Genomic DNA, 12439 nt, shown 5'->3' on the forward strand with positions numbered 1-12439 from the left:
AAATCTTTATTGTTAATGTGCATTTAATTACAGTTTGTGATGCTGCTGTTTAATGTTCGACTCAGATATACGCAATAGTTTGCCTTATTGCAGATTAAATATTTACCATTTTCATATATGAGTATATTATTTCAAACAGGCATTAAACAAAACTTTTGCCTTTTTTGCTTTTAGGTTACATTTTCAGTTATTAGGGTTAGATATGTTTTATGAAATAATAAAGCCGCGTGTCGGCGAAACGGACGCGCTTGGGCACATTAATAATACGGTAATACCACAATGGTTTGAAGGTGGAAGAAACCCAATATTTAGGCTATTTAGTCCAGAGTTTAATTTAAATCTCAGCCAATGGGGATTAACCTTAGCAAAAAGCACTATCGAGTTTCATTTACCGCTTTTATTTGATTATGATGTTGAAATAAAAACCTATATTTCTCGCATTGGTACCAGCTCGCTAGATGTATATCAAGAGGCTTGGCAGAATGGAGTTAAGCATGTTTCAGGCACTGCAGTGATGGTTCACTTTGATTTTATTACTCGCGAATCACGTCCAATCTCTAATAGCTTCAAACAAAAACTACATATGCACTTTAGTAGCTCTATTTCTGAAACATATTATTAATTAAATATCAGGGGTTGTTTTAAGTTTGAGCTAACTCTTCTAAATAGGCTTCTAAAATTAAATGGCTCCTTGCTCCTTTGCTAGTAATAGCTGAGAACTTGGTATTAAACTTTCTATTGTGGCTTTCAATTGCCCGCAGCTTATCTCTTGTTACCCAGCGCTTTGCAAAGTGAGTCGGTAAAAAGCCAATAAACCGCCCGGTTAATATTAAAAAAGCAATACCTTCTCGGTCAGTCGAAGTTGCTGTAGCATTTAGCGTTTTTTGTTGCTGCTTAATTTCTACCGACTGAGGGTAGCTTGGCACAACCGCGTCATATTTTATTAAAGATTCATCGCTAATTTGATGTAAATCTTGCTGAAATAAAGGGTGTTGTTCACTACAATAAAGTAGCGATTCTTCTTTATACAAGGGTAAGTAATTGAGCCCTGGTAATGTTCTAAATTTAGGCACAACACCAATATGTAATTGCCCATTCAAAATTGCCGATTCAATATCATTTGGCGGTATCATTCGAATATTAATAATTATTTCAGGTGCGCGATGCTTTAATGCACTTAAGGCTCGAGTGATGCGCATTTTTTCAATGGTAACCAAATTATCTGTAATACCAATATTTAATTCACCGACAAGGTCGGTATTTATCGCATTCATTTCAGCTCTAAAGTTTTCAATACTACCCAACAACTGCAGCGCAGATTGATATACTTGCTCGCCTTGCTCAGTAATTGAAAAACCAGAACGGCCTCTATGGCAAAGCTTCATATTTAATAATGACTCTAGCTCAGTTATTGCCAAACTGATTGCGGGTCTGCTGATGTTTAGCTCCACTTCTGCTGCAGAGAATCCGCCGGATTCAATCACCACTTTATAAATTCTTAAAAGCCGAATATGAGCATCGCCTAACTGCCTGGGTAAAATATTTTTATTCTTCTTCATTTATGTCATGCCTATGCATGCCTACCTAATGCTAATAGGTAAGTAAACACTTAACTTAAGTTTTAAAAGTATGGATTTAATAACCTATTAAATCATTGATAATAAGGACATGCAATTAAACATACACTTTGTAAACGTTATGAAGCGTAAGGTGGGATCATGAATACCAATAACAGCAAACAAGCTAGCCACGGCTTAACTCAAGATCAGTTAGACGCGCATTGGATGCCATTTACGGCCAATAGAGAGTTTAAAAAAGACCCTCGAATTATTGTTTCGGCTGAAGGAAATTATTACACCGATGCAGAGGGCCGTAAAATATTTGATGGTCTCTCTGGACTCTGGACTTGTGGTGCTGGCCATAGTCGCCCAGAAATTACAGAAGCCATAAGCAAGCAAGCTAAAACGTTAGACTATTCACCTGCATTTCAATTTGGTCATCCTAAATCTTTTGAATTAGCACACCGGATTACTGAGCTGATGCCTGACGGCTTAAATCGTGTGTTTTTTACTGGTTCAGGCTCTGAATCTGTTGAAACAGCGCTGAAAATAGCTCGTGGTTATTGGCGTAAAAAAGGCATGGCGAGTAAAACCCGTTTTATTGGTCGTGCAAAGGGCTATCACGGTGTTAACTTTGGCGGTATTAGTGTCGGTGGTATTGGTCCTAATCGAGCGATTTACGGCCAAGGCATTGAAGCATCGCATTTGTCGCATACCATGTTACCAGAAAATAAATTTAGCCAAGGTATGCCAGAAACGGGTGCTGATTTAGCTAATGAATTAGAAGAGATGATCGCGGTATATGACGCGTCAAATGTCGCTGCTGTTATTGTTGAGCCCTTAGCGGGTTCTGCTGGCGTAATTCCACCACCTAAGGGTTACTTAAAACGCTTAAGAGACATTTGTACAAAGCATAATATTTTATTGATTTTCGACGAAGTGATCACCGCGTTCGGTCGTATGGGGTCAAATACCGGTGCTGCTGAATTTGATGTAACACCCGATATTATGACCGTGGCAAAACAATTAACTAATGGGGTTATTCCCATGGGCGCTGTTATTGCTAAGCAAGAAATTTACGATACATTTATGGCAGCCGGCGGGCCTGAGTACATGCTTGAGCTACCTCACGGCTATACTTATTCAGCACACCCCGTTGCCTGTGCGGCGGCACTGGCTTCCTTAGATATTTTAGCACAAGAGAACTTACCTGAAAGAGTGAAGTCAATTGCACCATATTTTCAAGAAGTATTACATAGCTTAAAAAGTTGCAAGCATGTGGTCGATATTCGAAACTATGGTTTAGCTGGCGGTATCACTATTGCTCATGCGCCGGGTGAACCAGCGAAACGACCGCATCAAATAGCGATGAAGATGTGGCAAAAAGGTTTTTATGTCCGTTATGGCGGCGACACCATTCAGCTTGGTTTACCGTTTACTTCAACCTTGCCAGAAATAAGTAGCCTAATGAACGCGCTTGGCGAGACTCTGAACGAAATTGACTGATCTGTGCTGAGGGCATTTTATAGCGACAGACTTTATAACGACAGTTTTTATTAACACCGTTTTTTTTACACATTTACTTTATCAGTAAGTGAACTACAGCATTAAAGGAAAAAAGATGACAACTATCGGCCACCTAATTAACGGCGAAATGTACAATGATAATAATCGCACGCAAGATGTTTTTAACCCTGCAACGGGCAAAGCAGAAAAAAAAGTAGCACTTGCCTCAAAAGTAACCGTTGAAAAAGCGATTGCTGCCGCACAAGAAGCTTATCCGGCTTGGCGTAATACACCGGCGATTAAACGTGCTCGTGTTATGTTTAAATTTAAAGAGTTATTAGAGCAAAATGCTGACAAAATTTGCCAATTAATTGGCCAAGAGCATGGCAAAATATCCCATGATGCTGCCGGCGAATTACAACGCGGTATCGAGAATGTTGAATTTGCTTGTGGTGCACCAGAGTTATTAAAAGGTGAGCACAGCAAAAATGTTGGACCAAATATTGATTCTTGGAGCGAGTTTCAGCCTCTTGGTGTTGTCGCGGGTATTACGCCGTTTAACTTCCCTGCGATGGTACCTATGTGGATGTTTCCACTTGCAATAGTTTGCGGTAATACTTTTATATTAAAGCCGTCTGAGCGTGATCCAAGTTCAACGTTATACATTGCATCTTTATTAAAAGAAGCGGGTTTACCTGATGGCGTAATGAATGTTATCAACGGTGATAAAGAAGCCGTTGATACCTTGTTAACTGATCAACGTGTTAAAGCGGTTAGTTTTGTCGGTTCAACACCCATTGCGGAATATATTTATACCACAGCCAGTGCCAATGGCAAACGTTGTCAAGCATTAGGTGGTGCAAAAAATCACGCTATCGTTATGCCAGATGCTGATATGGATAATGCGGTAAATCAATTAGTTGGCGCAGCATTTGGCTCTTCAGGAGAGCGTTGTATGGCCTTGTCGGTAGCGGTAGCTGTTGGCGATGAAGCAGGTGATGCATTGATCGAGAAAATGCAACAAGCGATGCAAAGCTTAAGCGTTGGTGAATACTCAAACGCGAATAATGATTTTGGCCCGGTGATTACGAAAGTACATCAAGATAAAGTGGTTGGTTATATCTCAAGTGCTGCTGAGCAAGGTGCAACGTTAGTCGTCGATGGTCGTAATCCAACGGTTAAAGGCTATGAAAATGGCTTTTTTGTCGGTGCAACGTTAATTGATAACGTAACCGCCAGTATGGACAGTTACAAAGCGGAAATTTTTGGTCCGGTGCTACAAGTTATTAGAGTTAACACTATGGAAGAAGCCATGCAACTGATCAACGATCATGAATATGGTAATGGTACCTGTATCTTTACTCGTGACGGTGAAGCGGCTCGTTATTTCTCTGACCATATTGAAGTGGGTATGGTGGGCATTAATGTACCATTACCTGTACCGGTTGCTTACCATAGTTTTGGCGGTTGGAAGCGCAGCCTATTTGGTGATTTACATGCCTACGGACCAGATGGTGTAAGGTTTTACACGAAACGTAAAACTATCACTCAGCGATGGCCGTCAAGTGGTGTGCGTGAAGGCGTAAGTTTTGCTTTTCCGAGCTAAATTTAATATTCGATACATATAACGAGCACAAGCGATGACCTTAGAGCACACTATTATTCGCCTATCTGATAATCCTGAAGGGTTTACAGATAAGGTCGATGATTTAACTGCTGATATGTTTGAATCAGCCGTACCGATTCAACATAGTTATGACTATGTAGCAGAGCATGATCTAGGGTTATATATCGGTGTTTGGGATACAACGGATATGATAGAAACTGCTGCGCCTTATGGTATGGACGAGTTTATGCTGCTTATAGAGGGCGCTGCAGTTATAAAGGACAATAATACCAACACCAGCGAAACAATTTTAGCAGGTGAAAGCTTTATTATTCCCAAAGGTTATGATTGCCAGTGGCAGCAAACCGGTTATTTACGCAAGTTTTATGTCATCGCCGATAAAGCCTGCACGAAAAAAGTAAGCTTAGCTCCATCGAAAGATGGCATCGTTAGGTTTCCAGCGACCACTGTCTTAGGGAATAGCATTTATTATAAAAGTGCTGATCAGCAGTTTATATCAGGGGCTTTTAAAGGCAATATCGCTGATTCGCCTATAGCGAGTAGTGTGCAACGCCGTTTTATCTATTTAAAATCAGGCTTCGTGACCTTAATGGACAGTAATTTAACCGAGTATCACTTTAAAGCAGGTGATGTTTTCCTGTTGACTGGAAGACAAACTTTTTGGCGTGCGAGCGAAGAAATAAGCCATCACTATGTGGAGCTATCTTAAACATGAGCAGTTCAATGTTGAATTACATCAAGACAATAACAAAAAAAATACCTTTAATTGCACAGCTCCATGACGGCGGCTCAATGCATAATAAACACTTTATTAATGGTAAATTCCAAGCTGCTGAATCAGCCGAAACATTTACGGTTATTAATCCTGCCAATGAACACGTTATTGCTCACTTGTCTGCCGGTAATCAAGCTGACATAAATAATGCTGTAGCGGCTGCCAAAAAAGCTTTTTATCAAGGCTCATGGCCAAACATGAAAGGCAGCGAACGGGCGGTTTATTTACGCAAAATGGCCGCGATAATTACCCGTCGTTTAACTGAATTATCAGACCTAGAAGTACTCGACAACGGTAAACCTTTTCCTGAAGCAAAATGGGATATTGAAGACACCGCAGGTACCTTTGAGTTTTACGCTAACCTTGCCGAGTCATTTGATGAGCGGGCAACTAAAGAGATTAGCTTATCTGAACCGGATTTTACTTCCAAAGCTACCAAAGAGCCCTTAGGTGTTGTGGGCGCTATTATTCCTTGGAATTTCCCAATGCTAATGGCGGCATGGAAAGTTGCTCCAGCATTAGCAGCCGGTTGTACTGTGGTATTAAAACCTTCAGAAGTTACGCCGCTAACTGCATTAGCCTTGGGTGAAATTGCCCAAGAAGCAGGTTTGCCAGCAGGTGTATTAAATATTGTTACTGGCTTAGGACAACCAGCAGGGCAAGCGTTAGCAGAGCATCCTGACATTGATAAACTTGCGTTTACTGGCTCTGTACCTACGGGCTCTAAAATTATGGCCTTGGCAGCGAAAGATATTAAAAATATTAGCCTGGAACTCGGCGGTAAATCACCTTTAGTTATTTTTGAAGATACCGATATTGATAAAGCCGTTGAGTGGATCATGTTTGGTATTTTCTGGAATCAAGGCCAAGTGTGCTCAGCAACCTCACGTGTGCTGGTAGCAGAAGCTATTTATCCGGCGCTATTAAAACGTTTAATTGAAGAAACTAAAAAAATAACTATTGGGGCTGGTGATCAAAGTGGAGTGCTACTAGGCCCGTTGGTCAATGCCATGCAATACGACAAAGTCAAAGCCGCTATTGCTAGGGGTGTGCAAGAGGGCGCAACTTTAGCTTATGGCGGCGTAAAGCCAAATCACTTTGATAAAGGTTATTTTTTAACGCCGGCTATTTTTACCGATGTTGATAAGGACAGCTGGATTTGGCAAGAAGAAATATTCGGCCCTGTGGTTTGTATTAAAGCCTTTAAAACAGAGCAAGAAGCCATTGAGTTAGCCAATGATTCCCGGTTTGGACTGGCGGCGGCCGTTATGTCGAAAGATCAAGAACGATGTGACCGTGTCGCTAAAGCATTTAAGGCCGGCATTGTTTGGGTTAATTGCTCACAACCCACTTTTGTCGAAGCGCCTTGGGGCGGTTATAAACAATCAGGTATTGGCCGGGAACTAGGTGAATGGGGGTTTAATAATTATCTCGAAACAAAACAAATTACCCAATTTACCAGCGATGAACCTTGGGGTTGGTACGTAAAGTAATATCGCTAAATTACGCAAGTTCAACTTTTAAATTCAGCACTCAACAAGTAAGTGAGATAAAAATGCAGCATCTTGACGCGTTGAAAGATTCAACGTACCGACCAATATGGTTTGATCTTGCTCAGCAACCAGAAACACTCGCATCGCTAACTACAGACAGTGAATGTGAGCTATTAATTGTTGGTGGCGGTTTCACTGGCTTATGGGCAGCATTGCAAGCAAAAGAGCGTAAACCGGATGCTGATATTATCTTAATCGAGAAAACCTTTATCGGTAATGGCGCATCTGGCAGAAATGGCGGTTTCTTAAATTCAAGCCTTGCGCATGGTGAAACCAATACAGATCACCATTTCCCAGGAGAAGCTGAAAAGCTTCACGAGTTAGGACAAGAAAATATGACTGAACTTCTTGCTAGCTTAAAGCGGTATGGCATAGACGCTGATTACGAATCGGTTGGCGAAACTGAAGTAGCCACTAATCAAGGCGCTGTTGACGCTATTCGCAAATATTTTGACGTTGAAAAAGCAGACGGTGATGATGTGATTTGGCTAGACCAAGCCCAAATGCAAGCCCAGGTTAATTCACCTACTTATTTAGCCGGATTATGGCGCCGTGGCGATCAAAATGGCACGATAAATCCATTAAAGATTTGCTGGGGTTTAAAGCGCGTTTTACTTGAACTTGGTGTTAAAATTTATGAAGAAACTGACCTTGTCGATGTTCAGCCACTAGGCAAAACACATATGTTGGCTCAGTGTGAGCACGCCAGCATAAAAAGCGAAAAAGTGTTAATGGCCACCAATGCGTTCACCAGTTGCGTGGGTAAAATTCGTCGTAGTGTTATTCCTGTCTGGGACTATCAATTAGCTACCGAGCCATTAACCCAAGCGCAGTTAGATACTATCGGTTGGCATAAAACGCGTCATGCGATTGGTAATCATGCCAATATGTTTCATTACTATAGAATGACCAAAGACAACCGTATTACATGGGGCGGCGGCGGTGCCGTGCGATATTATTATAATCGCGGTATAAGTGATAATTATGCCGATATTCCTGAACGTTTTGAACAACTTGCTAAAGAGTTTTTTGAAACCTTTCCACAACTTGCAGGTGTAAAGTTTAGCCATCGATGGAGTGGTATTATTGCGACATCATCACGTTTTTGCATGGTGCCAGGTGTAACATATAATGGCCGCCTATCTTGGGCAGTAGGTTATACCGGTTTAGGTGTTGGCGCTTCGCGTTTTGGCGCGCGCGTGGCTATTGAGTTACTGGGCTATCAACCGAGTGACGTGATAAAAATGCAGTTTGTTAGAAAATGGACTTTACCCTGGGTACCCGAGCCACTGTGTTGGATTGGTGTACGTTTAACGCAGCAAGCATTAATAAAAGCAGATAAAAAAAATGGTAAACGTGGATTATGGTTGAAGCTATTAGACGCGCTTAATTTAGGCTTTACTTGTTAACTTAAACTTAAACTTAAACTTAAACCTAACTTTAACCTAAATTATTTTACCCTTATTAAAAACGGCTCCTAATGGAGCCGTTTTTAATTTTATGCGTTTGGGTATCTAGCTATTAAATACCTAATTTATCTCTTAAACCGTAATACCAGGCACCCATCATGGTCATAGGTACTCGCATAGCTCTGCCGCCAATAAATGGGTAATGAGGTAAGCTTGTAAAAACTTCAAAACGAGACTGCTCACCTGATATCGCTTCCGCTAATATTTTACCGGCTAAATGCGAGGTATTAACGCCGTGGCCGCTATAGCCTTGTGCATAATAAATATTATTACCTATTTTACCTAACTGCGGTAAACGACTAACGGTTAAGAGAAAATCTCCGCCCCAGGCATAATCGATTTTATAATCTTTCATTGCTGGGAATATTTTCTCCATATGTGGCTTTAAGAATTTTTTGATACTGGCAGGATCGCCACCACCATAAGTAACGCCACCACCGAAAAGTAAACGATTATCAGCAGTCATTCGGTAATAATCTAATTTGTAGTTCACATCTTCGACACAATACTGCGAAGGAATAAGTGATTTAGCCAGTTCCTCAGGTAATACCTCCGTGGTGACTATTTGTGTACCACAAGGCATCGATTTTCTCGCTAATTTGGGCTCAAGGTTACCCATGTAGGCATTACCGGCCAAAACCAGTAGTTTAGCTTTAACATGACCTTTTTCGGTGCTAACAATAACTTTTTCGTTACCATCTTCGTTAATGTTTTTAATATCAATAACTTTCGATTGTTCAAATACTTCACCGCCGATAGAGACTAATGCTGCGGCTTCACCTAACGCTAATTTAAGCGGATGAATATGGCCACAATGTTCATCGACCAAGCCACCAATATAAGCGTCAGTATTCACAATTTTACTGACGTCAGCTTTGCCAACCATAGATAGCTTTTTATTACCAAAGCGCTCCCAAAGGGCTTTTTTACTTTCAAGCTCTTTAAGTTGTTTCTCGGTAAAAGCCGCAAAAAAACCACCGTGTTTATAGTCAGCGTCAATATTATATTTTTTGATTAAACCACGAATACAATCAGCACCTTCAAAGGCCATATTACCCATGGCGTTGGCAGTATCTACACCATAATGCTTTTCAATATGATCAATATCTCGGCTAAAGCTATTGACTAGCTGACCACCATTTCTGCCTGATGCGCCAAAGCCTATATTGGCTGCTTCTAACAATACTACCTTGTAACCTTTCTCCTGTAAGGCAATAGCGGTTGATAAGCCGCTATAACCGCCACCAACCACACAAACGTCTGCCGTAACCTCTCCTTCTAATGTCGGGTAATTTACGGTTTTATTTGCTGTAGCAGCATAATAAGAGTCAGGGTAAGCTGTCATTGTTAAATCCTAAAGTAGTGTATTCATGGTTTTCATGTTTCTAAAATAACACGGGCGTTGTAAATAACAAACACCTAGCGAGGTTTTAATCAAAAGTAATTGATATTACTGCTTTGAGGCAAATGTAAAAAATTGTTGTAAAATATAATGAACTGATTGAAGTTGCTGGCGTTACTTAAATACAGACTTTAAATCCTTGCAACAGAGAATTGTAAAACCATAAAGCAAATGCATGATTACGTTTACTTTATAAATACTTAACGTTTTTAGGGGCGAGCTGATATTTTAAAGACTGACTAGGCTAGGTGTAATTTAGTGTCACAAAAGGTAAGTTTTTCAATATAATGGCGCTTTTATCGTTTAATGGTTAATTACATCGGTTATGCCACCAAATTGCATTAGAACTGCCGGTTATTAACATTCACTACTGCCACTAAATAACATTGACTTTGACCATCTAATATCATTTAGGTTAACCATTAATTTTAATAAGTAAATCATTATAATTTTAGGAAAGCAGTCTTTAAGACTAATTTTTATAATGGCAACTGTTCCGACATTGCGGACGTTAGCTTTGTTAACTCATGAACATATTAGGGATAATTTTAACCAGAAATTACTCTTTGTTTCATGGACAGATATAAGGTCATAGCGGCCAGTTTCTTTTCATCTCAGGACGCTAATTTTAATTGTTGTCCACCTCAGGGCGTTTTGTTATACGGCAGTTTGCACCACAGAACAATGTTCTAAATTATTTCTTAAACGGTCTATATCTGATTGGCTGACATATGAACTACCAAAACCTGCACTAAAGAATAAGAAACCAGAAATATAAGTTTTTACTTTAATCCCTTTATCCGTTTTAGCACCACAAAATTTCAGATTAATGTTAGACCAACCCGACTTTATTTTAATTTTAGTTTTATAATTATTCTGCTTTAACTCTTTAAGTTTGCTTATAAATGAAACCAAACTTTCATTTTGCAAAGGCATGAACTTTTCTATTTCATGTGAACCAGAGCCAGCACAATAAACTTTATAGCCAAACAATTTTTCACCTTCAGACTCATAAGTACCAAAAGTGAAAATAGCATTATCGATTTTTTGCCGAGATTGTATCTGTGATAAGTTCAATTTACACCACACTTCCTTTGCCGTATAACGAGGCTGTAGAATTTCTCTTTTAGAAAAAACAGCCACAAAAATTATTAAAAATTAAACCCAAAAACGTTCTTACGGGAAATCTGAGGCAATATCACACTAAAAAATGACTTTTAAAGGCTGTATGAACTTAAATTTCATCTGTCCTTTTCCACTTTTGAGAAATTCTACAGCCTCAACGCCCCAATAAGGGGCTAAAAATTGTTTGCTAAAATGTGTAGCGAAGCGAAACCGAGCAAACTGTTTTTAGTCCCGCTTGATTGGCTTATAGCTTATGATTTCACTGAACTTAGCAAACTCTTGTATTTCTTTATTTATTTCTAAAATCATTTTTTCTTGCTTCAAAAATAATTTTTCGCCACCGTTTTCTAAATAGAAATTTGATGTAGCCTGACCAAACAAGCATTGATTGTGAAGCAAAAATACTGACTTCTTAGCATCGGTAAAGGTGTTTCTAAAGCCCTCGTCTCGCTCCGTGTTGAAATGTGTAACATGGTTATAAATCGTTATTACGGACTTACGCTCATTTTCTGATAAATAAGGTGAAACTTCAGCGAAATATTTGTCAAAGATAACGGTACTAACTTTGCCAGGAACTTGTATACCTATATGAGAAGGATCCATTTCGGTAACAACTTGTTTAATTCTTTGAAGTTTTTCTTGAAAGTCTGTTCGGACATCAAGTATTTCAGAATTTAATGCTTTTTTCTTACGTTTAATCTGCCATTTATATTTTATAAAGTCAGTTGCTTGGCCGATGAAAAAACCTATGAGCAAAGTGGTTATAGCTATTTCAAATTTTGACAAGTTGACTCCTTTCCACCTGAGTAAGCTAACGCCTAAATAACAGGCTAAGTAATGGTTGGCTAAAATTGTGTAGCGAAGCGAAACGTAGCCAACTGTTACGTGTGCTTGTTGATTTCTTGTTAGGCAAATTACCTATTTGACGAATATTCCATATAACTTAATGCACTTGACCATGACGGATCTAATTCGCTAGCTTTTTTGAAGTTTATATAAGCTTTTTCAAACGCTTCTTGTTTGTAAAATACAAGACCAAGGTAATAATAGGCATATTCATCATTCGGATGACTAGATATCCTAGCTGTAACTTTAGTTTGAAGGGTTTCAAGTTCGTTTTTAAGGTAGAGATCTTTGTATTCTGAAGATAATTCAGATTCATCAAACGCTTGCTCCACATCGTTTAACATATCAGGGAATACATAATAGGCAGCTATATCTGTTATTAATGAAATAGTCATTACTATAGTTAACGCCCAGATAGCGAAAGTTAATTTTTTTGATTCACCAGAATTCATAGATACTCGTATTTGCCTAACGCCGTTTTAAGCGGCAAGTTTCAGTTGGCTAAAATAAGTGAGGCACGAACAAAAAGCCAACTGTAATTTGTCCGACTTGAAAACCCTTGTTAGGTTTAGGTTAC

11 protein-coding genes are annotated in these 12439 nt (G+C 39.4%); 6 read left to right on the forward strand and 5 right to left on the reverse strand.

All coding sequences use genetic code 11. From position 1 onward, the window contains the following. Positions 1–202: 202 nt before the first annotated feature. Complete coding sequence (locus A3Q33_RS13885; protein WP_081152345.1) at positions 203–622, forward strand: acyl-CoA thioesterase; 420 nt, start codon at positions 203–205, stop codon at positions 620–622. A 19-nt stretch (positions 623–641) separates the two neighbouring features. Here A3Q33_RS13885 and A3Q33_RS13890 read toward each other — a convergent pair whose 3' ends face one another. Then, positions 642–1559 (reverse strand): LysR family transcriptional regulator, encoded by a 918-nt coding sequence (locus A3Q33_RS13890; RefSeq protein WP_081180457.1) that lies wholly within the window; start codon positions 1557–1559, stop codon positions 642–644. A 159-nt stretch (positions 1560–1718) separates the two neighbouring features. On the opposite strand from A3Q33_RS13890, the gene aptA reads away from it, so the two are divergent. The 5 genes from aptA (at position 1719) to A3Q33_RS13915 (ending at position 8429) form a co-directional block, all read left to right on the forward strand. Continuing rightward, on the forward strand, positions 1719–3065 hold the full coding sequence (aptA, locus tag A3Q33_RS13895) for an omega-aminotransferase AptA (protein WP_081180458.1): 1347 nt from the start codon (positions 1719–1721) through the stop codon (positions 3063–3065). A gap of 115 nt (positions 3066–3180) precedes the next feature. Then, positions 3181–4671: a CoA-acylating methylmalonate-semialdehyde dehydrogenase gene (locus tag A3Q33_RS13900; RefSeq protein ID WP_081180459.1), complete on the forward strand. Its 1491-nt coding sequence runs from the start codon at positions 3181–3183 to the stop codon at positions 4669–4671. Between the two features lie 34 nt (positions 4672–4705). Further along, positions 4706–5401 (forward strand): cupin domain-containing protein, encoded by a 696-nt coding sequence (locus tag A3Q33_RS13905; protein WP_081180460.1) that lies wholly within the window; start codon positions 4706–4708, stop codon positions 5399–5401. Positions 5402–5403: 2 nt separating this feature from the next. Continuing rightward, entirely contained in the window at positions 5404–6960 is a 1557-nt protein-coding gene (locus tag A3Q33_RS13910) for an aldehyde dehydrogenase family protein (RefSeq protein ID WP_231295679.1), read from the forward strand. A gap of 62 nt (positions 6961–7022) precedes the next feature. Beyond that, positions 7023–8429 carry an NAD(P)/FAD-dependent oxidoreductase gene (locus tag A3Q33_RS13915; RefSeq protein WP_081180461.1) on the forward strand — a complete coding sequence of 469 codons (1407 nt, stop codon included), beginning with the start codon at positions 7023–7025 and terminating at the stop codon, positions 8427–8429. A 112-nt stretch (positions 8430–8541) separates the two neighbouring features. On the opposite strand, the gene A3Q33_RS13920 is transcribed toward A3Q33_RS13915, so the two are convergent. The 4 genes from A3Q33_RS13920 to A3Q33_RS13935 form a co-directional block, all read right to left on the reverse strand. After that, positions 8542–9834 (reverse strand): NAD(P)/FAD-dependent oxidoreductase, encoded by a 1293-nt coding sequence (locus A3Q33_RS13920; RefSeq protein ID WP_081180462.1) that lies wholly within the window; start codon positions 9832–9834, stop codon positions 8542–8544. 714 nt (positions 9835–10548) lie between these two features. Next, a complete protein-coding gene (locus A3Q33_RS13925; protein ID WP_081180463.1) occupies positions 10549–10968 on the reverse strand; it encodes a hypothetical protein in 420 nt (139 codons plus the stop codon). A 273-nt stretch (positions 10969–11241) separates the two neighbouring features. Beyond that, positions 11242–11802, reverse strand: a complete 561-nt coding sequence (locus tag A3Q33_RS13930) for a hypothetical protein (protein ID WP_081180464.1) — start codon at positions 11800–11802, stop codon at positions 11242–11244. A gap of 128 nt (positions 11803–11930) precedes the next feature. Continuing rightward, positions 11931–12314, reverse strand: coding sequence for a tetratricopeptide repeat protein (locus A3Q33_RS13935; protein WP_081180465.1), 384 nt, complete (start codon positions 12312–12314; stop codon positions 11931–11933). Between the last annotated feature and the right edge of the window lie 125 nt (positions 12315–12439).

It is taken from the genome of Colwellia sp. PAMC 21821, assembly GCF_002077175.1.
In the GTDB taxonomy this organism is placed as follows: domain Bacteria; phylum Pseudomonadota; class Gammaproteobacteria; order Enterobacterales; family Alteromonadaceae; genus Cognaticolwellia.

Excerpts from the sequence above, each read along its gene's own strand:
- A3Q33_RS13890 (WP_081180457.1), bottom strand. The coding sequence starts at position 1,559 with ATGAAGAAGAATAAAAATATTTTACCCAGGCAGTTAGGCGATGCTCAT.
- A3Q33_RS13885 (WP_081152345.1), top strand. The coding sequence starts at position 203 with ATGTTTTATGAAATAATAAAGCCGCGTGTCGGCGAAACGGACGCGCTT.
- A3Q33_RS13900 (WP_081180459.1), top strand. The coding sequence starts at position 3,181 with ATGACAACTATCGGCCACCTAATTAACGGCGAAATGTACAATGATAAT.
- A3Q33_RS13910 (WP_231295679.1), top strand. The coding sequence starts at position 5,404 with ATGAGCAGTTCAATGTTGAATTACATCAAGACAATAACAAAAAAAATA.
- A3Q33_RS13915 (WP_081180461.1), top strand. The coding sequence starts at position 7,023 with ATGCAGCATCTTGACGCGTTGAAAGATTCAACGTACCGACCAATATGG.
- A3Q33_RS13920 (WP_081180462.1), bottom strand. The coding sequence starts at position 9,834 with ATGACAGCTTACCCTGACTCTTATTATGCTGCTACAGCAAATAAAACC.
- A3Q33_RS13935 (WP_081180465.1), bottom strand. The coding sequence starts at position 12,314 with ATGAATTCTGGTGAATCAAAAAAATTAACTTTCGCTATCTGGGCGTTA.
- A3Q33_RS13905 (WP_081180460.1), top strand. The coding sequence starts at position 4,706 with ATGACCTTAGAGCACACTATTATTCGCCTATCTGATAATCCTGAAGGG.
- aptA (WP_081180458.1), top strand. The coding sequence starts at position 1,719 with ATGAATACCAATAACAGCAAACAAGCTAGCCACGGCTTAACTCAAGAT.